This window comes from Halomonas sp. 1513, from assembly GCA_001971685.1.
Lineage (GTDB): Bacteria > Pseudomonadota > Gammaproteobacteria > Pseudomonadales > Halomonadaceae > Franzmannia.
Window position 1 is genome coordinate 1,268,564 of sequence record CP019326.1, and the last position, 21,287, is coordinate 1,289,850.

General features: G+C 66.9%; 21 protein-coding genes. 13 read left to right on the forward strand and 8 right to left on the reverse strand.

Annotated elements, in window-relative coordinates; genetic code table 11:
- Positions 1-5: 5 nt before the first annotated feature.
- From BWR19_05815 to BWR19_05830, 4 genes are read right to left on the reverse strand one after another with little or no spacing between them, the layout of a single operon-like run.
- Positions 6-1,418, reverse strand: a complete 1,413-nt coding sequence (locus BWR19_05815) for a hypothetical protein (GenBank protein APX92494.1) — start codon at positions 1,416-1,418, stop codon at positions 6-8.
- Entirely contained in the window at positions 1,415-1,642 is a 228-nt protein-coding gene (locus tag BWR19_05820; GenBank protein APX92495.1) for a hypothetical protein, read from the reverse strand. Before BWR19_05820 ends, BWR19_05815 begins: the two co-directional genes overlap by 4 nt.
- Before the next feature lie 10 nt (positions 1,643-1,652).
- A complete protein-coding gene (locus BWR19_05825; GenBank protein APX92496.1) occupies positions 1,653-3,122 on the reverse strand; it encodes a hypothetical protein in 1,470 nt (489 codons plus the stop codon).
- A 21-nt stretch (positions 3,123-3,143) separates the two neighbouring features.
- Positions 3,144-3,491, reverse strand: a complete 348-nt coding sequence (locus BWR19_05830) for a hypothetical protein (GenBank protein APX92497.1) — start codon at positions 3,489-3,491, stop codon at positions 3,144-3,146.
- A 242-nt stretch (positions 3,492-3,733) separates the two neighbouring features.
- Between BWR19_05830 and BWR19_05835 the strand changes: the two genes are divergently transcribed.
- From BWR19_05835 to BWR19_05855, 5 genes are read left to right on the forward strand one after another with little or no spacing between them, the layout of a single operon-like run.
- Entirely contained in the window at positions 3,734-5,542 is a 1,809-nt protein-coding gene (locus tag BWR19_05835; GenBank protein ID APX92498.1) for a peroxidase, read from the forward strand.
- 36 nt (positions 5,543-5,578) lie between these two features.
- Positions 5,579-6,487, forward strand: coding sequence for a hypothetical protein (locus BWR19_05840; protein APX92499.1), 909 nt, complete (start codon positions 5,579-5,581; stop codon positions 6,485-6,487).
- Positions 6,484-7,839 carry an FMN reductase gene (locus tag BWR19_05845; protein APX92500.1) on the forward strand — a complete coding sequence of 452 codons (1,356 nt, stop codon included), beginning with the start codon at positions 6,484-6,486 and terminating at the stop codon, positions 7,837-7,839. The genes BWR19_05840 and BWR19_05845 overlap by 4 nt, the downstream gene beginning before the upstream one ends.
- A gap of 7 nt (positions 7,840-7,846) precedes the next feature.
- Positions 7,847-9,397, forward strand: coding sequence for a hypothetical protein (locus BWR19_05850; GenBank protein APX92501.1), 1,551 nt, complete (start codon positions 7,847-7,849; stop codon positions 9,395-9,397).
- A 24-nt stretch (positions 9,398-9,421) separates the two neighbouring features.
- Positions 9,422-9,814 (forward strand): hypothetical protein, encoded by a 393-nt coding sequence (locus BWR19_05855; protein ID APX92502.1) that lies wholly within the window; start codon positions 9,422-9,424, stop codon positions 9,812-9,814.
- 19 nt (positions 9,815-9,833) lie between these two features.
- On the opposite strand, the gene BWR19_05860 is transcribed toward BWR19_05855, so the two are convergent.
- Positions 9,834-10,379, reverse strand: coding sequence for a transcription elongation factor GreB (locus BWR19_05860; GenBank protein APX92503.1), 546 nt, complete (start codon positions 10,377-10,379; stop codon positions 9,834-9,836).
- Between the two features lie 187 nt (positions 10,380-10,566).
- On the opposite strand from BWR19_05860, the gene BWR19_05865 reads away from it, so the two are divergent.
- The 8 genes from BWR19_05865 (at position 10,567) to BWR19_05900 (ending at position 17,771) form a co-directional block, all read left to right on the forward strand.
- On the forward strand, positions 10,567-11,208 hold the full coding sequence (locus BWR19_05865) for a hypothetical protein (protein ID APX92504.1): 642 nt from the start codon (positions 10,567-10,569) through the stop codon (positions 11,206-11,208).
- Positions 11,209-11,286: 78 nt separating this feature from the next.
- Positions 11,287-11,943: an ADP-ribose diphosphatase gene (gene nudF / locus BWR19_05870; protein ID APX92505.1), complete on the forward strand. Its 657-nt coding sequence runs from the start codon at positions 11,287-11,289 to the stop codon at positions 11,941-11,943.
- A 4-nt stretch (positions 11,944-11,947) separates the two neighbouring features.
- Complete coding sequence (locus tag BWR19_05875; protein ID APX92506.1) at positions 11,948-12,394, forward strand: hypothetical protein; 447 nt, start codon at positions 11,948-11,950, stop codon at positions 12,392-12,394.
- A gap of 30 nt (positions 12,395-12,424) precedes the next feature.
- Entirely contained in the window at positions 12,425-13,165 is a 741-nt protein-coding gene (locus BWR19_05880) for a metallophosphoesterase (protein ID APX92507.1), read from the forward strand.
- Positions 13,166-13,306: 141 nt separating this feature from the next.
- Positions 13,307-14,218: a sulfate adenylyltransferase small subunit gene (locus BWR19_05885; protein APX92508.1), complete on the forward strand. Its 912-nt coding sequence runs from the start codon at positions 13,307-13,309 to the stop codon at positions 14,216-14,218.
- A gap of 165 nt (positions 14,219-14,383) precedes the next feature.
- Positions 14,384-15,829: a sulfate adenylyltransferase subunit CysN gene (locus BWR19_05890; protein APX92509.1), complete on the forward strand. Its 1,446-nt coding sequence runs from the start codon at positions 14,384-14,386 to the stop codon at positions 15,827-15,829.
- Between the two features lie 172 nt (positions 15,830-16,001).
- Positions 16,002-17,042 carry a hypothetical protein gene (locus tag BWR19_05895; protein ID APX94915.1) on the forward strand — a complete coding sequence of 347 codons (1,041 nt, stop codon included), beginning with the start codon at positions 16,002-16,004 and terminating at the stop codon, positions 17,040-17,042.
- Positions 17,043-17,096: 54 nt separating this feature from the next.
- The gene (locus BWR19_05900; GenBank protein ID APX92510.1) at positions 17,097-17,771 is read left to right on the forward strand and encodes a peptidase; all 675 of its coding nucleotides are present in this window, start codon (positions 17,097-17,099) and stop codon (positions 17,769-17,771) included.
- Positions 17,772-18,015: 244 nt separating this feature from the next.
- Here the strand turns inward: BWR19_05900 and BWR19_05905 are convergent, their stop codons facing one another.
- From BWR19_05905 to BWR19_05915, 3 genes are read right to left on the reverse strand one after another with little or no spacing between them, the layout of a single operon-like run.
- Positions 18,016-19,002, reverse strand: coding sequence for a tRNA 5-methoxyuridine(34)/uridine 5-oxyacetic acid(34) synthase CmoB (locus tag BWR19_05905; protein APX92511.1), 987 nt, complete (start codon positions 19,000-19,002; stop codon positions 18,016-18,018).
- 23 nt (positions 19,003-19,025) lie between these two features.
- Positions 19,026-20,456: a hypothetical protein gene (locus BWR19_05910; GenBank protein APX92512.1), complete on the reverse strand. Its 1,431-nt coding sequence runs from the start codon at positions 20,454-20,456 to the stop codon at positions 19,026-19,028.
- A 24-nt stretch (positions 20,457-20,480) separates the two neighbouring features.
- Positions 20,481-21,221, reverse strand: coding sequence for a carboxy-S-adenosyl-L-methionine synthase CmoA (locus BWR19_05915; protein ID APX92513.1), 741 nt, complete (start codon positions 21,219-21,221; stop codon positions 20,481-20,483).
- Positions 21,222-21,287: the final 66 nt, after the last annotated feature.

The window sequence follows — 21,287 nt, forward strand, 5'->3', positions numbered from 1 at the left end:
GGGCTTCAATGGCTACAGAGGCGCCCGCCTGAGCCCTCTCGCTGGCCCACCAGCTGCTGGAAGCAGGGCGACTGCTCCAGCAGCTCGGCGCCGATTTGGCGCAGCGCATCCACCTCCTCGCTGGGTAGCCGGAAACGGGTGGGGATGCGCTGGAAGCGCTCCCGTGTGGCGTCGTCGGTCAACTGATCGAAGCCCACGTAGATATAGTAGAGATCGATCTGGTGCATCCCGGTGCCGGCGTCCAGGGATAGACGCTGGGCGTCCTCGCGGTCGCGCAGCGCCTCCCTGAGCAGCTCGACCGTATCGAAGGAGTAGTTGGCCAGCGGCGTGGTGGAGATGGTGTTGATCACCTGCCTGGGGCCGGGAGAGTGGGGCGAGGTGTCGAAGTCTGCCGCCAGGTCTTCCGACTTGGCGTCGACCACGATCACCACCAGCTTGTCGACGATTTCCCGGTTCATCTTGTTCAGCACGCTCCACTCCACTTCCTGCAGGGTAGGGGCGCGCAGGGCATCGAGGGCCGGGCGCAGGCCGATATTATCCGAGACACCACCGTCGAGGAGGTGCACGTAGTCGCGCTCGGGCTCCTGGTAGCGCTGCCAGTGGCGGGCGCGATAGTAGCGGCGCGGGTTGGTATTCAGGCCTTCCAGGGCATTGGCCACCCAGGGCGGCTCCTGGTAGCCGCAGCGTCCGGGATAGCTGTTGAGCGTCAGCGGCGTGAAGGCGATGGGAAAGTTGGAGGAGGCCGCCACGGCGCGGGACACTGGGATGCTGTCGAGATCGACGCACATCGGGTCCAGCTGCGACTGCACGAAGGTGAACTGGGATCCCTTGTCCATGTCGGTGGCATTGATCAGCAAGAATGGCTTGCGGCCGTCGTCCGCCAGGTCGGCGAAGCTGGCCTGGCCGAACAGCCGCTCCTGGTAGACCTCCTCGGCGAGCTCGATGCGCCCGAAGGTGGGCGAGGCCAGCCTGACCCAGTTGAAAGGGCTCAGCAGCCGGCGCTTGAGGTCCGACTCGACGTTGCGGTAGAGGAACTCGCGCTGGAATCTGCCGCCCTCCTCGAAGATGGCGTCGCGCCGCAGCCCGTAGTAGGCCGCCGTAAAGCTGCCGCCGGAGACCGACGAGATGACGTCCACCTCGTCCAGCAGGTTGCGCGACTCCCCGTCCATCTCTACCCAGCTGTCGCGCAGCTTCTCAAGCACGCCGTAGGCAAGGGCGGCGGCCCGGGTGCCGCCACCGGAGAAGCTGAGGATCACGAACAGCTCCTCGCTGTTTTCCGCACCCTCGAGGTTGGCATAGCGGTAGCCGCTGCTGGTATCGACCTGATCCAGGGGCTGGGCCTCGGGGAACGCCGCGCAGCCGGCCAGCAGCGCCAGCGCCGTGAGCGGGCCGATCAGCCGTCCGGCGACGGAGCTCACCGACCCGACTCCTTGAGGGTGAACTCGACCACCAGCGGCGCCGAGGGCAGGGTATCGACGATCTCTACCCGCTGGCTCTCGGGGGCGAAGTCCTGCGGTGGGGCCAGCGTCAGCGTGTACCAGCCGGCGTCGACCTGGCACACCGACTGGGTCCAGGCGGCGGGCTCGCCGTCGATCCAGACTTCGCGGCGCTGGGGGAAGACGACCTTCAGATACTCGGCCATGGTATGTCTCCTATAGCGTTTTGAGGTATTCGATCAGCGCCGCCTTGTCATCGTCGTCGAGCTGGGTGCCGAAGGCTGCGCCGTCGTGCCCCTGGTTGCTATTGCCCGGCTCGGCGGTGTCGTACAGGAAGCCGTGGCGCTCGGCGGCCTCGCCGTCATGGATGAAGCCCAGGCGCTCGGGGTGGTAGACGTCGTAGCCGCGGTAGAAGCGCTCGGGGCGCTGCTCGGCGGGCTGCAGCAGGTCTTCAAGGGTGGGGACCGAGCCGTTGTGCAGGTAGGGCGCGCGCAGCCAGATACCGGTGAGCGGCTTGGCCACATAGCCGTCTGTCTTGACGAAGGCGTTGAAGTCCCAGGGGTACTCCTCGGCGTAGGCGTTGTAGCGCTCGGCGGCCTCGGCGGTCCACATCGCCAGGCGGTGGGGGTCGGTGCCGACCTCCGGCTGGGGGATTACCGTGCCGATGCGCGCACCCTCTAGGCCGTGGCAGCCAGCGCAGGTCTGCTGGAACACCGCTTCGCCCTCGGCGGCCAGCGCGGCGTCGAGATCGTCGAGGAAGGGGTAGGGCGGCGGACGCTTGGTCAGCAGGTACGCTTCCAGGTCGGCGAGGTCTTCCATGGGTAGTGAATCGGGGCGGGCACCGTCGCCGATGGCACCGCTCAGCACCACCTCGGTCAAGGAGTCGTTGAGGCCGTCCCAGTGCAGGGCGAAGCCCGCCTGCTCGTCCATCGCCCACAGCGGCATGATGTCGGAGTTGCCGATGGTGTCGTCCTCGGCGGGGTCGAGTGCCAGCAGGTCGGGGTGAAACTTGACCGGGTTGAAAGGGTCGATGCGCCCCGGCCCCCACCGCGGGCGCTCGTCGGTCCAGGTGAAGCGGGCGGCCTGCTCCTGGAGCCCGTCCCGGGTTCGCGGAATGATCAGGAAGCGGTAGAGCAAGCGGTCGAGCCAGGAGAGGTCGGTCTCCTCCTCGATGGCCGAGAGCAGGGTGGTGGCGGTGAAGTCCGGGTCATTGGCGGCATTCCCCAGGAAGGTCAGGTAGGCCTGGGGATCGAAGGTCTGGTGGGGGCCGGTGGGGACGATCTGACGTTCGGCGTCTTCAGCGATGCGATAGCTGGCGGTGTGGCAGGCCGCGCAGTTGATGGCGATGCGCGGAAAGCCGATGGTCTTCTTGGAAAAGCCGGCCGGCGTCGACTCGCCCTCCTCCCAGAGCATGCCAAGGCTGGCATAGCCGTCTTCCCCGGGCAGGTGCTGGGGGAAGACATCCGGCAGCACGCGCCAGATCCAGTAGGGAATGCCCTCTTCCTGCTCGGCGCCGATGGAGCCGTACAGGTAATAAGCCTCGACGCTATCGAAGCGCTGCGGCTCCTCGCGGAACAGCTGGTACCAGCCAACGACGGCAATCGCCCCGCCGGCGATCAGCAGCAGGAGCAGCCATGCCCACCAGCGCCGCGAGGTCCTTGAAGTGTCTCGGTGTGTGGATGCCATGGCTGTCTCTCCTCGAGTGCGTTATGCCGTCCTTTCGGCGCGGCGGAGCAGCAACAGCAGCGCGCCCTGGGTCACGCCGAAGAACAGATCCATCAGGGCGAACAGCGGAAACTGCGGATGCAGCAGGGTGAAGAACACCACCCCGGCGAAACGCGCCAGAACGGCCAGGATGGCGATGGCCCGGAAGTGAAAGGGATCGAATGCCGCCGGCAGGTAGAACAGGCTGAGCAGGATAAGCAGCCAGGCGGCGAAGGCAGGCCACACCGGTTCGGCAACCGGGTCGCCCCCGACCAGGCTGATGACCGCGTTGGGGGCAAAGACCGCAGGCAGGGCGAAGAGGAGGTTGGCCACCACCCCCAGCAGTACCATGGCGCGAAATCCCGCTGCATAGCCGCCCATCGCCCGATGCCCCCTGCCCTCGACGAGACTAGTCGGTCTCCATTCGTTTTCTGGTGGGAAGTCAAACCCTGTGCTAGAGGTTAGTAGTCAAGTTCGGTTAGGTCACGCTGTACCCGCGGGATTAGAACCTCTGGCTTAGGGGAGCCCGAGGCGGTTGGGCAGCATCGACTTGTTGGGTTGGCAAGGGCGGCATTGTTCAGGGGAGGCGTGCCATGTTCGGTCAGCGTGGAAGCGGTCTGCTCGGTCGTGCCTTTCGGCGGATCAATCGGCGCCGTCAGTGGTATCGATTTCCCTTCCTCATCGCCGTTCTCAATCTCGTCGCTCTGCGCCGCAACCTGCGCTGGCATAACCTCTACTCCACCGAACGGGAGCGTCCGCAGGATCCCGAGCGGGAAAACATCGACGTCCGCCAGTTCCGCACCGCCGACGGCAGCTACAACGACCTGGCGGAACCCGCCATGGGCAAGGCGTATACCCGCTTCGGGCGCAACGTGCCGCCCGCCGAGACCTTCGGCGAGACCGGCGAGAGGCTGATGACACCGAGTCCCCGGGTGATCAGTCGACGCCTGATGACCCGCAATGCCTTCGTGCCCGCGACCAGCCTCAACGTGCTGGTGCCGGCCTGGCTGCAGTTCATGGTCCACGACTGGTTCAGCCACGGTAGCAACGACACCGAGGCCGAGCGCTACGAGGTGCCCCTGGACGAGGACGATGACTGGCCCTGGGAGCGCATGACGGTGCTGCGCAGCCGGCGCGACACCACCCGCTCCGCCGCCGACGAGGGGCATCCCGACACCTTCCTCAACACCGAGACCCAGTGGTGGGACGCCTCGCAGATCTACGGCAGCAATCTACGCCGACAGCGCCTGGTGCGCACCGACCCCGACAGCGGCGAACTGCTCTCCGACGGCAAGCTCTACCTGCGGCCCGATGGCCATCTGCCGCTGGATGAACACGGCATCGAACTGGCGGGCGCCAACGGCAACTGGTGGATAGGACTGTCGCTGATGCACACCCTGTTCGCCATGGAGCACAACGCCATCGTCGACCGGCTGCGCATCGAGCACCCCGACCGCGACGGCGAGTGGCTGTTCCAGAAGGCGCGGCTGGTGAATGCGGCGCTGATCGCCAAGATCCATACCGTCGAGTGGACGCCGGCGCTGCTCGACACCCCGGAGCTGCGCCTGGGCATGCGATCCAACTGGTGGGGCGTGCTCGACGAGCACTTCTACCGCAGCCGGGGACGTGTCAGCGACAGTGAACTGTTCAGCGGTATCGTCGGCTCGCCAGTGGATCACCATGCCGCACCCTATGCTATCACCGAGGAGTTCAGTGCCGTTTATCGCATGCACCCGCTGATTCCCGACGATTTCAGCTTCCGGCGTCTGGACGACGACACCCTGATCAAGGAGTGCGGCCTCACCGAGGTGGCCGGCTCTCTGACCCAGGCGCTGTATAAAGAGATGTCGCTCAGCGATGCGCTCTACTCGCTGGGCACCAGCCATCCCGGCGCCCTGGTGCTGCACAATTTCCCGAGTCACCTGCAGCAGCACGAGAAGCAGGCGCCCCATCATCGAATGATCGACCTGGCCACGGTGGATGTGCTTCGCGACCGCGAGCGCGGGGTGCCGCGCTACTGCCGCTTCCGCCGCTTGATCGACATGCCGGCCCCGGCGAGCTTTGCCGAGCTGACCGACAACCCCGAGTGGCAGCGCGAGCTGGAGGCGGTCTACGGCGACATCGAGGAGGTCGACCTGCTGATCGGCTGCCTGGCCGAGACCCCGCCGCCCGGCTTCGCCTTCAGCGATACCGCCTTCCGGATCTTCATCCTGATGGCCTCGCGACGCCTCAAGAGCGACCGCTTCTTCACCGACGACTACACCCCCGAGGTCTACACCCGGGCGGGGATGGAGTGGATCGACAATAACCATATGGCGTCGGTCATCGCACGCCACTTCCCCGAACTGGCGCCGCGGCTGGAGGGCGTACGCAATGCCTTCTTCCCGTGGAACCGTGGTTAACGCAGATAGATCTCGGATAGCGGACAGGGAGGCAGCATGGCCAGGCGCCTGCACATCCCCGGGCTGATCAACGTTCTGGAGGTCACCGACCCCGGTGAGATTCGCCTGCTCGACGGCGACTCACGCCTCGACCGCTCCTTGGCACCCAGCGGCGGCGTGATCAATCGACTGCGCCTGGCGCGCCTGCGAGACGCTTTCGTCTTCGATGGCGAGCCGCTACCGGCCCTGCAGGGCCGCGAGGCCGAGGGGCGCGAGTCACGCCACGCCGAGCTGGGGCGGCGCCTGGACGAGGGCGCCGAGGCAGCGGCCTGGCGCCAGGATCCGGCCTTCAAGACCCTGCTGGAGGGGGTCGCCGGCCAGGCCGACGTCGAGGCGTTGGGCCCCGCCGCCCAGGGGCTGCTGGGGCGGCGGTTCCACGACGATTACCGGGCCGACGAGGCGACCTTTGCGGCGGCCCGTCGGCTCAATGACTATCCGCGCACCCAGGCGTTACGTGCCCTTCTCCAGCGCCTAAGCGGCCAACTCCGCCGCGACCGCCAACTGCTGCATGACAGCGCCCAAGGGGATGCCATGACCCTGCATGCCACCAGCGTGGCGGTGCATAACCTGGTGGGGGCGCTGGAGGCGATGCGCGCCCTGGCCGGCACGTCGGGCGCCGCGTCGCTGCCCCAGGCGGCGGTGCTGGCACGCTGCCTCAGCGTACCGGAAACGCTGCTGCGCCAGGTGCTGGCGCCGCTCTCGACACCGTGTTCCCCGCGGCGCCTGGTGCCCGGCGATCTGGTACTGCTGCGACTCGCCGAGGGCGTTCGCAGCAGCGGCGACCGGGAGTTGGCCTTTATGAGCGATAGCTGGGCGCGCTGTCCGGCCCAGCGTTTCATCCTGGCGCTGCTGGCCGATACCTGGGTGCAGGCCGTGGCAATCCGCTCAGGGGAGGGCGGGCGATGAGCGAGGATGTCATCTTCTCGCCGCTGGCGTGGCGCAACCTGCAGGTCAAGAACCGCCTGTTCCGCTCGAACATTTCCGGGCGATTCGACAACGAGGACGGCAGCCTGACCCAGACCCGCATCAACTGGGAGTGCCAGTTTGCCCGGGGCGGCGTCGGCGCGATCGTCTCCTCCTTCGTGCCGGTGCAGATGGAGGGGCGCATCATCGCCGGCTATGCCACCATCCATCGCGACGACTTCATCCCACTATGGCAGCGCCTCGGCGAGGCGGTGCACCGCTTCGACTGCAAGTACATCCTGCAGCTCAGCCACTCCGGCCGACAGATGGATCTCCCCGGGGTCCACAATCAGCATCGCCGGTCGCTCAGCTCCACCGACCACCAGGAGTCTCTGCACGGCTTCCTGTGCCGGGCGATGAGCGAGCATGAGATCGAGCGCACCGTCCAGGCCTTCGCCGACGGGGCCTGGCGGGCCCGGGAGGCCGGGCTCGACGGGGTGGAGCTGCATGCCGCCAACGGCTACCTGTTCACCCAGTTCCTGAGTTCCGCCATCAATGACCGACGCGACCGCTACGGCGGCTCGCTGGCCAACCGCGCACGCTTCCTGCTGGAGGTGATCCGCGCCATTCGCGAGCGGGTGGGGCCGGACTTCCACCTGCAGGTCAAGATCAGCGCCGTGGACCACAACGACATCCTGCCCTGGGAGCGTAAGGGCAATACCCTGGCGGAGAGCCTGCAGGTGTGTCGCTGGGTCGAGACGGCGGGGGCCGACGCCCTTCACGTGTCGGTGGGCAGCCTGTTCCCCCACCCCCTGAACCCGCCGGGGGACTTCGCCTTCGACACCATCGCCAGCACCTACGACGCCATGCTCTCCGCTGGCACCAACACCTTCCGCAACTACCTGCTGTTTCGCTATTCATCGTTGCGCTGGATCTTTCGCTGGCTGTGGTCGCGTCACCAGCGCGGCCATGCCGTAGAAGGGGTGAGTCTCGATGAGGCCCGCGCGGTACGCCAGGCGGTGGACATTCCGGTGATCAGCACCGGCGGCTATCAGCGCGCCTCACTGGTGCGCGAGGCCATCGCCAGCGGGGCCTGTGACGCGGTCTCCAGCGCCCGCGCGCTGATCGCCAACCCCGATCTGCCCAAGCAGTGGCAGGTCGGGCAGGACGAACCGGCACGCCCTTGCACCTTCTGCAACAAGTGTTTGCTCAACGCGCCCAAGAACCCGCTGGGCTGCTACGAACTGTCGCGCTTCGACGGCGACCATGAGCGCATGATCGCGACCCTGATGAGCATCTACGACACCCGCCCCGAGCTGCGCCTGCCCTCGGTGCCGCCAGCGCAGAATCCGTGAGGCTGCCATGAGATCACAGGAGCCACCCGTCACCGCCGTACAACAGGAGGCCCGCCGCCGGCGCTGGCGGCGTCTGCCGCTGAGCCTGCTCGCCCTGGCCGTGGTGTTGGCCGGCCTGTTGGCCCTGGCGATCGGCGTGCCGACCCTGTGGCGCTATAGCGGCGAGTCGGTGCGTCACTACGCCGACCCGGAGACCCACTTCCTGCATGGCTCCATCGGCAGCGAGGTCAGCGGCCTCCCGGTGCGACTGTGGCGGGTACTGCCGGACCTGTTCCCGGACGCCTTCGACGACCAGCACTATGAGGCGTTCGGCTTCCTCTACGCGGCGGGCGATGAGGCCAGCCGTGGGGACCTGCCCATCGGCCTCGGGGCCCGCGAGGTGCGCGGGGTGGAGATCGCCTGGTTCAACTGTGCGCTGTGCCACGTGGGGACGGTCCGCGAGTCGCCGGATGCCGCGCCGCGACAGATCGCCGGCATGCCGTCCAACAACCTGGACCTCTACGCCTTCATCGGCTTTTTGCTGGAGATCGCCGATGACCCGCGGCTGGCGCCGGACAGCGTGCTGGCGGCCATGGACGAGCAGGGGCAGTCGCTGGGCATGATCGAGCGGCAGGTATGGCGCTATGCGGTCTTGCCCCAGGTGCGCGAGGGGCTGCTGGAGACCCGCGCTACGCTCGCGCCGCTGCTGGCCGAGCAGCCGCCATGGGGGCCAGGGCGCGTGGATACCTTCAACCCCTACAAGCTGCTGCAGTTCGGCATGAGCGCGGCAGACTTGGATGCGTCGGAGCGGATCGGCACCAGCGACTTCCCGGCCATCTTCCACCAGCGCCCCCGGCAGGGCATGGATCTGCACTGGGATGGCAATAACGCCTCGCTGCAGGAGCGCAACCTGAGCGCCGCCATCGGCGCCGGGGTGACCGAGGAGAGCGTCGACCACGTCGGCATCGAGCGAGTGGCCGACTGGCTGCTGGACCTCGAGCCGCCGCCTAGCCCCTATCGCCCCGATCCCGACGCGGTGGCCGCCGGCAAGCCGCTCTACATGCGCCACTGCGCCGACTGCCACGGCTACCAGCAGGGCGAGCGCTACGTCTTCGAGGGCGAGCGCCTCGGCCAGGTGCTGCCCAACGATCTGCTCGGCGGCGATCCGGCCCGGCTCGACAGCTACACCGAGACCCTGCAGCGCTATCAGCTGACCCTGTTCGAGGACGACGAGCGCTACCGCTTCCGGCACTTCCGTAAGACCGACGGCTACGCCAACCTGCCCCTCGACGGACTCTGGCTGCGCGCGCCCTACCTGCACAACGGCGCCGTGCCGACCCTGTACGACCTGCTGCTGCCGCCGGCAGATCGTCCGCAGGCCTTCGTGCGTGGGCTGGACGTGCTGGATGAGGAGAAGGGCGGTTTCGTGGCGCCGGACTGCACGCCCGGCGAGCCCCTGGCGGAAGGCTTCTGCTTCGATACCAGCCAGCCCGGCAACGGCCGCCAGGGGCATGATTACGGCAGCGAGCTGACGACGCAGGAGCGCTCGGATCTGCTCGATTACCTACTGACCTTTTGAGACTACCGGCCCGGGAGCACTGATATGCAGACCTCAAACGATGTGTTCGCGACCTATCGGCGGGTGATGCAGGTGGGGATCGCCCTCAATGTGCTGCTGGGCCTGTGGCTGTGGCTCTGGCCGGTCAGCCTGCTGGGGGTGATGGGCGCCGACCTGCCGTACCCGCTGACCTGGGTGCGCTACGCCGGCCTGGCCATGATCGTGGTTGGACTGCTCTACCTGCCGGCCGCCCTGGAACCGCTGCATAATCGACTGGTGGCGCTGCTGTCGATCCTGTTTCGTGGCCTTTTCGCGCTGTTCTTCCTGTTCGCCACCGGCCTTCTATGGCTGCCGGCGCTGTTCGAGGCGCTGTTTGCCGTACTCCAGGGCGTGACCTTCTGGCGGGCCTGGCGTGGCGACCTGATGGCCAAGCCCTGACGCCACGTCTGCGGCACTATCAGGACTTGGCGCTGGGGTCGCGGTAGCCGATGTCGGTGATGATATAGGTCGTCTCGCCGCCCGGCGCGGCTACCGTGACCTCGTCGTCCAGCGCCTTGCCGAGCAGTGCCTTGGCCAGCGGTGCATCGACGCTGATCCAGTGCTTGCCGGTGTCGGTTTCGTCGTGGCCGACGATGCGGATGCCGAGCTCCTCGCCGTCGTCGTCCTCGAGGGTAACGAAGGCGCCGAAGTAGACCCGGCCGGTATCGGCGGGTAGCCGGTCCACCACCTGCAGTTCGTCGAGGCGCTTGCCGAGGTAGCGGATGCGCGCAATGACGCGGTTGAGCTCCTTCTTGTTGTAGGTGTAGTCGGCGTTCTCGCTGCGGTCGCCGAGTGCCGCCGCCTCGCCGACCTTGGTCGAGAGCTGCGGCCGCTTGACCCGCGACAGGTGCTCATGGATGCCCTTCAGCCGGGCGAAGCCTTCGGCGGTGATCAGGTTGCTCTTGGGTTCCTGGCGCGGATCCTTGGCGGGATCGCGCCAGCGGGTCATGTTGCGGCCTTTCATCGGCTCTCCTCCTGCGGCTTGTCGCTACCATACGCAAGGTGGGGAAAACGGCAAAGTCGACGGCAGTCCTTGAATGGCTGGGCAGTCAGGCGGATATGCGACGGAAGTCTGCCTAGGCGTTAATTCAAACGTTCGTTACATTGCTTGGGTGACCCAGTTCAATAACAACGTGCAAGGAGTATTCGCCATGATCCGTCGTTCTCCGTGGTGGGCCGCCGCTGCGCTGGCGGGCCTGATGGCCCTGTCGAGCGGGCCGCTGCTGGGCTATCAGAGCGAGGTCGAGTCGCTCAAGAGCGAGTGGGAGAGTGCCACCACCGAACTGCGCGGCAGCGAGCGTCGTGATGCGCTGTCGCGGCTTGCCGACCAGGCCGAGGCGCTGGCCGCTCGTCACGCCGACCAAGCTAACGTGCTGGTGTGGCAGGGTATCATCCTGGCCTCCTACGCCCGCGAGCGCAGCGGGCTCGGCGCGCTGGGCAGTGCGCGGGATGCCCGCGACGCCCTGGAGCGGGCGGTGGAGCTCGACCCGGATGGCAGCAACGGCTCTGCCTACGTGACCCTGGGCGCGCTCTACGACCGCGCGCCGGGGCGGCCGCTGGGCTTCGGCAACAGCAACACCGCCGAGCAGATGTTCCAGCGCGCGCTGGAAATCCGACCCGACGGCATCGACGTCAACTACTACTATGCCGCCTTCCTGCACGAGGAGGGGCGCCTCGACGAGGCCCGCGAGCACGCCCAGCGTGCCGTGGAGGGCGAGGCGCGGCCCGACCGCGAGGCCTCCGATGAGGCGCTTAGAATCGAGGCCAGGACGCTGCTGTCGCGACTGACTTGACAAGCGGCAGCGCCACGGGCGGTTGGCAGCGGGGGGCGAGGTCGTGATAATGGCTCATTCACTCGAGCCGGAGCCACGATGCCTGATTCGCCCGCAGCGCCACACGGCCACGCCGCACCCAGCGTCGATACGCCGCGTTTCCACGCCGACGACGTCGAGCGCCAGCACGACGAGTGCCTGTTCCAGGGCTTCTTTCGCCTGGAGCGGCGCACCCTGCGCCACCGCCTGTTCCAGGGCGGTTGGAGCGCGCCGGTGGTGCGCGAAGTGCATGTGCGCCGCGACGCGGTGGGAGTGTTGCTCTACGACGCTAGCTGCGATGCGGTGGTACTGGTCGAGCAGATCCGCGCCGGCGCCCTGGATGACCCGCTGAGCCCCTGGAAACTCGAGCCGGTGGCCGGCCTGATCGAGACCGGCGAGGACCCCGCCGAGGTGGCGCGGCGCGAGGCCATCGAGGAGGCCGGCTGCGAGATCGACGAGCTGATCGAGCTGCACACCTACTACCCCAGCCCCGGTGCCTGCAGCGAGCGGGTCACGCTATACTGCGGACTGGTCGACAGTCGCGGGGTGGGCGGCGTCCATGGCCTGGATGAAGAGCACGAGGATATTCAGGTCCACGTGCTGCCGTTTCTCAAGGCTTGGGAACTCCTCGAGGCCGGCCGACTCGACAATGCCATGTGCCTGATTGCCTTCCACTGGTTGGCGCGCGAGCGGGCCTCACTGCGTGCAAGGAGGTAAGCCTGTGGCCAGAACCGCCTATGTCACCGATCTCAAGACCCTGCAGGGCGAATGCACGGCCAACTATCTGCGTCTGACCCGGCTGCTGGGTGAGCTGGAGGCTGGCGAGGTGCGCGAAATCGCCCTGCAGGGGCGTGATGCGCGCTTCGGTTCGCTGTGGCTCGAGGTGCTCGAACGCGCCCCCTATACCACCATCCTGCGGGTTTCCCAGAGCGGGGTGCTGGACGCCTTCATCGACCCGCCGCGGATGCAGGTGCACCTCTACCACGACGTGCGCATGGCCGAAGTGACCGATTTCCAGCGTCAGCGCCATTTTCGCGGTCGCTATCGCTATCCCAATGCGCGCATGCACCAGCCTGACGAGAAGCTGCAGCTCAACCGTTTCCTGGGTGAGTGGCTGGAACACGGCCTGGCCCACGGGCACTCCCTCGACCTGCCGATCATGCGCTGATTCCTCTTCCTACCCAAGGAGCCCTGCCGCATGCGGCTGGTCCAGATCACCGATTGTCATCTCAACGCCGACCCGCTGGCGCGTTCCCGCGCCGGTTTCCCGCTGCGCCAACTGCAGGCGGTGGTAGAGCACGCGCGGCGCCGGCGGCCCGATGTCGTGCTGGTCAGCGGCGATGTCAGCCAGGACGGCACGCCGGCGTCCTATCGCCAGGCGCTGGACGTTTTCGCCGCACTCGACTGCCCGTGGTACTGGCTGCCCGGCAACCATGACCACCTGGCGCACATGGCCGATGCCCGGACGCTCCACGATCGGGTCGATCTCGGCGACTGGCGGCTGCTGCTGCTGAATACCCAGGTGGCGGGAGAGCCCCACGGCGAGGTGGGCGAGGCTCGCTGCCAGTGGTTAGGCGAGCAGTTGGCCGCGGATCCCCGGCCGACCCTGATCGCCATGCATCATCAGCCGCTACCGGTCGGCGCCGAGTGGATGGACGCCATCGGCCTGCAGGACCGCGAGCGCTTCTGGGCCTCACTGGAAGGGCATGCACAGGTCAAGGCGGTACTCTGCGGGCATATCCATCAGGCCTTTGCCGGGCGTCGTGAGCTGCCGGAGAATGCCGGCGAGGTAGCGATCTACGGTGCGCCGGCGACGGCCGACCAGTTCCTGCCCGGTGCCGAGACGTTCAGCATCGATCAGGCCTCGCGTCCCGGCTATCGCGTCGTGGATCTCGCCCCTCATGACCTGACGACCTGGGTAGAACGGGTAACGCTCTGACGCGTTATTCCTTTGCGCATTATTCCATTATGCGATAAAAAGATATTTCTTGATTCTTTGACGTTATGGTTGGCCCCTCGTTACCCTAGCCGCATCGTGTCGCGTCTGCGATCCAGTGCCTAATGAAGAGGTTGCCAGCTGATGCTGTCCCCCGAACGTCAAACCCACCTCAAGCAGCTCGAGGCGGAATCGATCCACATCATCCGCGAGGTTGCCGCCGAGTTCCGCCACCCGGTGATGATGTACTCCATCGGCAAGGACTCCTCGGTGATGCTGCACCTGGCGCGCAAGGCCTTCTACCCGGGCACGCCGCCGTTCCCCTTGATGCACATCGACACCACCTGGAAATTCAAGGAGATGATCGCCTTCCGTAACCGCATGGCGGCGGAGGCGGGCATGGAACTGATCGTGCACACCAACGAGGAGGGGCGGGCGGCCAACATCAACCCCTTCGACCACGGCAGCGCCAAGTACACCGACGTGATGAAGACCCAGGCGCTCAAGCAGGCGCTGAGTCACCACGGCTTCGATGCCGCCTTCGGCGGCGCGCGCCGCGACGAGGAGGCCAGCCGCGCCAAGGAGCGGGTCTACTCGTTCCGCGACAAGTACCACCGCTGGGACCCCAAGAACCAGCGTCCCGAGCTGTGGAGCATCTACAACGCCAAGGTCAACAAGGGCGAATCGATCCGCGTCTTCCCGCTCTCCAACTGGACCGAGCTGGACATCTGGCAGTACATCTACCTCGAGCAGATCCCCATCGTGCCGCTCTACTACGCCGCGCCGCGGCCGATCGTTACGCGCGACGGCATGCAGATCATGGTCGACGACGAGCGCCTGCCGCTGGAGGAAGGCGAGGTCCCCGAGGAGAAGTGGGTGCGCTTTCGCACCCTGGGCTGCTACCCGCTCACCGGCGCGGTGGAGTCCAAGGCCGCGACCCTGCCCGAGATCATCCAGGAGATGCTGCTGACCAAGACCAGCGAGCGCAGCGGCCGCGCCATCGACCACGACCAGGCCGGCTCCATGGAAAAGAAGAAGCGCGAGGGATATTTCTAGCCGCAGGCGAAAACTCGCTGTGCTCGGCCATACGGCGTTAAACATCGACTTAATATGCTCATTTACTAAAGTAAACTCCGCTATTTCGTCGCTGTTTGCCTTGTCTGGCCATCGCTCGCTGACTTTTCGCTCAGCGTCTGACCAAAGCTTATCGGGATCTCACACATGTCACACCAGTCAGCACTGATCGCCGAGGATATCGAGTCCTACCTCAAGGAACACGAGAACAAGGACCTGCTGCGCTTCATCACCTGCGGCAGCGTCGACGACGGCAAGTCGACCCTGATCGGGCGGCTGCTGCACGACTCCAAGATGATCTACGAGGACCAGCTGGCGGCGATCACCCAGGCCTCCAAGACCAGCGGCACCACCGGCGACGCCGTCGACCTGGCGTTGCTGGTCGACGGCCTGCAGTCGGAGCGCGAGCAGGGCATCACCATCGATGTCGCCTACCGCTTCTTCTCCACCGACAAGCGCAAGTTCATCATCGCCGACACCCCGGGCCACGAGCAGTACACCCGCAACATGGCCACCGGTGCCTCCACGGCGAGCCTGGCGGTGATCCTCATCGACGCCCGCTACGGCGTGCAGACCCAGACCCGCCGGCACAGCTTCATCGCCGACCTGCTGGGCATCCAGCACCTGGTGATCGCGGTCAACAAGATGGACCTGGTCGAGTTCTCCGAGGCGCGCTTCAACGAGATCGTCGCCGACTATCGCGCCTTTGCCAGCAACCTGCAGGCGCCGGATATCCGCTTCGTGCCGATGTCGGCGCTGGAGGGCGACAACGTCGTCAACCGCAGTGAGCGCATGCCCTGGTACCGCGACGCCAGCGGCGATGCCGGGCCGGCCATGCTCGAGCTGCTCGAGAGCGTCGAGATCAGCCGCGACCAGAATCTCTCCGACCTGCGCTTCCCGGTGCAGTACGTCAACCGCCCCAATCTCGACTTTCGCGGCTACTGCGGCACCCTGGCCGCCGGCATCCTGCGCCCCGGACAGCGGATCAAGGCGCTGCCCTCGGGCAAGACCAGCGCGGTCGAGCGTATCGTGACCTTCGACGGTGACCTCGAGGCGGCCTATCCCGGCCAGGCGATCACCGTGACGCTCGAGGACGAGATCGATATCTCCCGCGGCGACTGGATCGTCGCCGAGGACGCCGAGGTGCCGCACTCCAACGCCTTCGAGGCGGATATCGTGTGGATGCATGAAGACGCGCTGACGCCGGGCAAGCTCTACGACATCAAGCTGGCGACCCGTGACCTGTCCGGTGAGGTGCGCTCGATCGACTACCAGATCGACGTCAACTCCCTCGAACACCGCGCCGCCGAACGGCTCGAGCTCAACGCCATTGCGCGCTGCCAGCTGGAGCTGACCAGCGCGGTACCGGTCGACGACTACCGCAACAGCCCCGGCACCGGCAGCTTCATCGTCGTCGACCGGCTGAGCAACGTCACCGTCGGCGCCGGCATGATTCGCGGCACGGCCGAAGCCGGTGTGGCCGGGGTCGGCAAGACCGACTGGCAGGCCTTCGAGCTGGAGCTCAATGCGCTGGTCCGCAAGCACTTCCCGCACTGGGGTGCCAAGGACCTGCGCGACCTGCTGGGCCGCTGATCGCCGCTTGACCTCGGCGCAGGTTGGCGCACACTGGTGACGTCTCTCCACCGGGCTGCCTGGCTGCCCGGTGGTACTTGTGCCTATCGGGATACGGAGGTCTCGAGTGAGCCAGCCACCATCGCCAAGGCCGCACTTCGTGCGCCGCCTGCTGCATATCCTGGCCAAGCCGATGAAGCGCGACCGTGGCCGCGGTGGGGTGGTCGTGCAACCCTATCGGGGCTATGGCTCGCAGCGTGAGGCCTTCATGATGGGCCGAGTGTTTCGCCAGTCGGCGCTGAGTCGCGTGATTCCGCACCATGGCATGCTGCGCGATGTCGCCGATATCGTACGCCGCATCGAGCGACGCGGCATGGCCGGCGCCGAGGTGGAGGTCCAGCTGGGCGCCAACCGGATGGTGGTGGCCACCGACCGCGACGGCTACTTCGACGTCCATCTGCCCCTCAAGACGCCGCTGCCCGAGGGGTTGTCGTGGCACGTGGCCGACCTCAGCGTGAGCCACGCCGGCGAGTCCGTGCACTGCCGTACCGGGGTCTATGTGGCGCCACCGGGTACCGACCTGCTGGTGATCAGCGATATCGACGACACCGTGATGTACACCGGCGTGGCCGACAAGCTGCGCATGCTGCATCGGCTGTTCGTCCAGCAGGCCGAGCGGCGTACCGCCTTCCCCGGCGTAGCCAGTCTCTATCAGGCCCTGCACCGCGGCGCGAGCGGCGAGGCCAAACGCCCGATTCTCTACGTGTCGCGCGGTCCCTGGTGCATCTACGAGATGCTCGAGGCGTTCTTCCAGCTCAATCGTATCCCGGTGGGGCCGATCCTGTTTCTGCGCGAATGGGGCATCAGCTGGCGGCGGCCCTGGCCGCGGCGCGCCGAGGACCACAAGCACGACCTGATCAGCCGCATGCTGACGCTGATGAACGATATGCCCTGCGTGCTGATCGGCGACAGCGGCCAGCACGACCCCGAGGTCTATACCCGCATCGTCAAGGAGCACCCCGGCCGCGTGAAGGCGATCTATATCCGTCGTGTCGATCGCAAGCCTGACCGCGAGCGGGCCATCCAGCGCTTGCGCGACGAAATCGCCGACAGCGACTGTCAGCTCGTGCTGGCCGCCGACAGCGCCACCATTGCCGCCCACGCCCACCAGCATGGCTTGATCTCCCAGACCGACTTGGTGGAAGTCCGTGAAGCTTCGCGAGCAGATGGCTGAGGGCTGTTGTCATAACCGTCATACTGCAAAGAATCGACGACCACCGAGGCTGCCATGCTTGTCGTAGCACTGGGATTGCTGTTGCTGATCTTCATCCTGCCCAACTACTGGGCCAAGTGGGTGTTGAACCGCCACGCCCGGCAGCGCAGCGACTACCCTGGCAGCGGCGGCGAGCTGGCCAGGCACCTGCTCGAGCGACTGGGCATCGAGGGGGTGGAAGTGGAGGTCACCGAGTATGGCGATCACTACGACCCTGCCGCGCGGCGGGTGCGGCTGTCGCCGGAACACTATGAGGGGCGCTCGCTGACCGCGGTGACGGTGGCCGCCCATGAGGTGGGGCATGCCATCCAGCACGCCCGCGGCTATACGCCGCTGCTGGCGCGCACGCGGCTGGTGGGGGTTGCCCAGCAGGCCGAGAAGCTCGGCGCGGTGCTGATGATGGCCGCACCCTTCCTGTTCATCCTCACCCGCCTGCCCGGCGGCATGCTGATCGTGGTGCTGGCCGCCGTGATCAGCTTCGGCACCGCGGCGCTGGTGCATCTGATCACGCTGCCGGTGGAGTTCGACGCCAGCTTTCAGCGCGCGCTGCCGCTGCTCAAGCAGTACATCCCACCCTACGACATGCCTGCTGCTCGCCACGTGCTGACCGCCTGCGCCTTCACCTACGTGGCGGCCTCATTGGCCAGCATTCTCAATTTGGGCAGATGGCTGGTGATCCTTAGACGCTAGCCTTCCCTCTCCCACTTTGCTCCCGTACTTGCGTTGAGCGAGGGGCGCCGGCGGCAGGCCGACATGGAGGTTTTGCGCCATGGGTGAGGAGGATTCCTCCGAACGGGCTGGCCATGGATGGCCAGCCCTGGTCCTGCAAGTGAAGCAGGATGCGAGAGCGCAGCAGGGCGCAAGTAGTGCCCAGGGATGGTTTACAGCGCCTCCTAGTCGGTCTGCCGACGGATCAGCCTCGAGCGATGCTGTTCTACTGCGGCCGGTTGGCGATCAACACCGCGCGGCGCGGCGCCGGGTAGCCCTCGCGGGTGCGGCTGGGGTCGTCGGGGTCGAGGAAGTCGGCTAGCGACTGAAAGGTCATCCAGTCGGTCGAGCGCTGCTCGTCGGTGGTGGTGACGACCTCGTCGACCACGCGCACGTTAGTGAAGCCGCAGCGCTCGAGCCACTGGCAGAGGGCCGCGGAGGAGGGCAGGAAATAGACGTTGGGCATCGCCGCATAGCGCTCGCCGGGCAGCAGCACGGTGGTGGCGTCGCCCTCCACCACCAGGGTCTCCAGCACCAGCTCGCCGCCGGGGCGCAGGGCCTCCTTCAGCTGTTGCAAGTGCTCCAGCGGGGCGGGCCGATGGTAGAGCACCCCCATCGAAAACAGCGTATCGAAGAACGCCAGGCGTTCGGGCACCTCCTCGATGCCGACCGGCAAGAAGTGAGTGCGCCCGCCGTCGGCGTCGCCGACGAAGTGACGCAGCGCCTGGAACTGGTAGAAGAAGCGCGGCGAGGGGTCGATCACCAGCACGAAGGCTGCCCCGGCGCCGGCCATGCGCCAGGCGTGGTAGCCGCTGCCACCGCCGACGTCGAGCACGCGGCGGCCGCGCAGGTCGGCAAGGTGCGGCACGAGGCGCTGCCACTTCCAGTCCGAGCGCCACTCGGTATCGATGTGAATGCCGCCCAGCCGATAGGGGCCCTTGCGCCACGGCATCAGCTTGCGCAGCAGGTTCTCGCACTGGCGGCGCTGGCTGTCGCTGAGGGTGAGCTCGACGCTGACCATATCGGCATCCAGCGTCACCTGGCGCGCCGCGGGCAGCGGCGGAAGCTTGGCGACGGCCTTTTCCCAGGCCGGCAGGTCGCCGTAGCGCTGGCGGTCGAGGCCGCTTGCCAACTGCTCGGGCAGGCGTGCCAGCCAGGTGTCCAGGCCCTGGTCGACGAAGGCGTGGTAGAGCTCGCGGTGGGGGTGGGGCATGGCTCTCTCAGAATCGCGGATGACTAGAAGGTGCACCAGCCGCTGGCTTCCATCAGCCGGTACTTCCAGTAGCGGCGTCGCGAGGCGTCGAGGTATGCCTCCGGGCCGGTACTGTAGTGTTCGCTCGCGGTGTTGTGCCAGTGGCGTTCGAAGGCCTCGCGGGCCGCTGCAATCAGCGGATCGTCGGCGTTGGCGACCAGCTCGAGATCGGCCTCGAAGTTGAGGTCGTCGAGGCTGCGTCGGGTGTAGTTGGCCGAGCCCAGCAGCAGCCGCGCCGGGCGCTCGCCGGCGTGGCGCAGCAGCACTTTGCTGTGCGCCTGCTCGCCGTGGGTATCGCTCCAGCGCAGCTGGATGCCGGCGGCCAGCAGGTCGCTGGCCGCCTGGCGGTTGGGAATGCCGCTGCCCGAGACGCCGAAGGCGTGATGGTTGGGGTCGAGCAGCACGCGGACCTCAACGCCCCGCGCGACGGCCCGGGCCAGCGCCGCGATCACGCCGCGGTGGGAGAGGTACAGCACCTCGATATCGAGCCGTTCGCCGGCGTGGGCGTCATCGATGATCGCCAGCAGGGCGCGCTTGATGGCGCCCTCGCTGAGCAGCCGCAGGCGCGGGGTATGGCGACTTGCGTCGGAGTCGGCGACCGTCGGCTGGGCGTGGTCGATGGTGACGCCGCTGCGAGCGGCGATCTCGCGCTCGGAGGCGAGCAGGTCGAGGGCCACGCCGCCGGAGACGCGCAGTGCCACGTCTCGGTAGTCGCTGCTGCCGTCGTCGGCGTTGGCCGAGCTGACCATGGCGGTCCAGCGCTCCCCTTCGTCGACCACCAGCGTCTTGCGGTGATTGGCGTTGAGGTTGAGCAGTGTGAAGTAGCTGCGCAGGGTGACCTTACCCGGGCCCAGCGGATTGGGCAGCCAGCCGCCGCGGGGCGAGTTGCCCAGCCAGCGCAGGCCCAGGCGCCACAGCGCAGTCCAACTCGGGTTGGGATCGCGGCCGATGCTTCGCTCGGTCGTCGCCACGCGGATGCCGGCCGCTTCTAGTTGCCGATGATGGCTCAGCTCGCGCCCACCGTAGACGGCGTTGATGGGGTCGGTGATGACCACCATCTCGACCTCGGGACACGCCCGCTTGCGTGCCAGCAGGGCATCGCGCAGCGCCACCGATACCTGCCGATGGCAGTCGTGGCGGTCGTCGCTGGGGTCGTTGAACTGGAAGATATCCAGCACCACCAGCTTTTCGGCCTGGCCGATCAGGCGAAACATCTCGTCGAAGATCTGCTGGCGGCAGTGACGTTGGCCGTCGGCGTCGACAAAGGTCTCGTCGAGCAGCAGCTGTGGGTCGACCGGTTCACGCCACGGCGCCTCGACGCCGAGACCGGGGGGCAGCGGCTTGCGCGAGTGCCACCAGGCCGTGGCGAGATAGAGCGTCAGCGCGATAGCCGCCAGCCAGATCCAGGCACTCATGACATACCTCTCATGGCCAGCTCCTCACGGCTTGAAGGCGATCAGCGAGGCGAAGTTGAGGTACTGGAACCACACCTGGCTGCGTGCGAAGCCGGCGCGGGCCAGGCGTGCCTGGTGAGCGTCGAGGGTGTCGGGGACCAGCACGTTCTCCAGGGCGTTGCGCTTCTGGCTGATCTCCAGGTCGCTGTAGCCGTTGGCACGCTTGAAGTCGTGGTAACGCTCCACCAGCCAGGCGTTGTCCTGCTCGTCCGCGGCGACGATCTTCTCCGACAGCACCAGCACGCCGCCGGGCTCCAGGGCATCATAGAGCGCCTTGATGACGGCGTCGCGATCGCCGGGGGCGAGGAACTGCAGGGTGAAGTTGAGCACCACCATGCCCGACGGCCGATAGTCGAGGTGGCGGATATCGCCCTCGACGACCTCGATGCAGTGCTCGGGAGACTCGCTGGCAAAGGTCTCACGGGCACGGTCGACCATTGCCGGTGACAGGTCGACCCCGGTAAGCCGGAAGGCCTCGGGGGGCAGGCGTCCGGCGAGGGCCAGGCCCACCGCGCCCAGCGAGCAGCCCAGGTCGTAGACGTGGGCGCCGTGGCGCAGGTGGCGCTCGGCGATCACGCCCAGCATGCCGAGGATCTGGCCGTAGCCCGGCACCGAGCGGCGGATCATGTCGGGAAAACAGGCCACCACCCGTTCGTCGAAGGAGAAGCGCGCCACCCGATCCAGGGGTGTCGAAAAGATGGCGTCACGGTAAGATGCATCACTCATGGCGTCGCTGCGGGTCCGGACAAAGGTTCGAGCATTTTACGCGTCGCGGCGCCAGGCTGCACGAAT

Excerpts from the sequence above, each read along its gene's own strand:
- BWR19_05845 (APX92500.1), top strand. The coding sequence starts at position 6,484 with ATGAGCGAGGATGTCATCTTCTCGCCGCTGGCGTGGCGCAACCTGCAG.
- BWR19_05855 (APX92502.1), top strand. The coding sequence starts at position 9,422 with ATGCAGACCTCAAACGATGTGTTCGCGACCTATCGGCGGGTGATGCAG.
- nudF (APX92505.1), top strand. The coding sequence starts at position 11,287 with ATGCCTGATTCGCCCGCAGCGCCACACGGCCACGCCGCACCCAGCGTC.
- BWR19_05865 (APX92504.1), top strand. The coding sequence starts at position 10,567 with ATGATCCGTCGTTCTCCGTGGTGGGCCGCCGCTGCGCTGGCGGGCCTG.
- BWR19_05840 (APX92499.1), top strand. The coding sequence starts at position 5,579 with ATGGCCAGGCGCCTGCACATCCCCGGGCTGATCAACGTTCTGGAGGTC.
- BWR19_05850 (APX92501.1), top strand. The coding sequence starts at position 7,847 with ATGAGATCACAGGAGCCACCCGTCACCGCCGTACAACAGGAGGCCCGC.
- BWR19_05895 (APX94915.1), top strand. The coding sequence starts at position 16,002 with ATGAAGCGCGACCGTGGCCGCGGTGGGGTGGTCGTGCAACCCTATCGG.
- BWR19_05915 (APX92513.1), bottom strand. The coding sequence starts at position 21,221 with ATGAGTGATGCATCTTACCGTGACGCCATCTTTTCGACACCCCTGGAT.
- BWR19_05825 (APX92496.1), bottom strand. The coding sequence starts at position 3,122 with ATGGCATCCACACACCGAGACACTTCAAGGACCTCGCGGCGCTGGTGG.
- BWR19_05910 (APX92512.1), bottom strand. The coding sequence starts at position 20,456 with ATGAGTGCCTGGATCTGGCTGGCGGCTATCGCGCTGACGCTCTATCTC.
- BWR19_05885 (APX92508.1), top strand. The coding sequence starts at position 13,307 with ATGCTGTCCCCCGAACGTCAAACCCACCTCAAGCAGCTCGAGGCGGAA.
- BWR19_05830 (APX92497.1), bottom strand. The coding sequence starts at position 3,491 with ATGGTACTGCTGGGGGTGGTGGCCAACCTCCTCTTCGCCCTGCCTGCG.
- BWR19_05835 (APX92498.1), top strand. The coding sequence starts at position 3,734 with ATGTTCGGTCAGCGTGGAAGCGGTCTGCTCGGTCGTGCCTTTCGGCGG.
- BWR19_05890 (APX92509.1), top strand. The coding sequence starts at position 14,384 with ATGTCACACCAGTCAGCACTGATCGCCGAGGATATCGAGTCCTACCTC.
- BWR19_05900 (APX92510.1), top strand. The coding sequence starts at position 17,097 with ATGCTTGTCGTAGCACTGGGATTGCTGTTGCTGATCTTCATCCTGCCC.
- BWR19_05880 (APX92507.1), top strand. The coding sequence starts at position 12,425 with ATGCGGCTGGTCCAGATCACCGATTGTCATCTCAACGCCGACCCGCTG.
- BWR19_05820 (APX92495.1), bottom strand. The coding sequence starts at position 1,642 with ATGGCCGAGTATCTGAAGGTCGTCTTCCCCCAGCGCCGCGAAGTCTGG.
- BWR19_05905 (APX92511.1), bottom strand. The coding sequence starts at position 19,002 with ATGCCCCACCCCCACCGCGAGCTCTACCACGCCTTCGTCGACCAGGGC.
- BWR19_05860 (APX92503.1), bottom strand. The coding sequence starts at position 10,379 with ATGAAAGGCCGCAACATGACCCGCTGGCGCGATCCCGCCAAGGATCCG.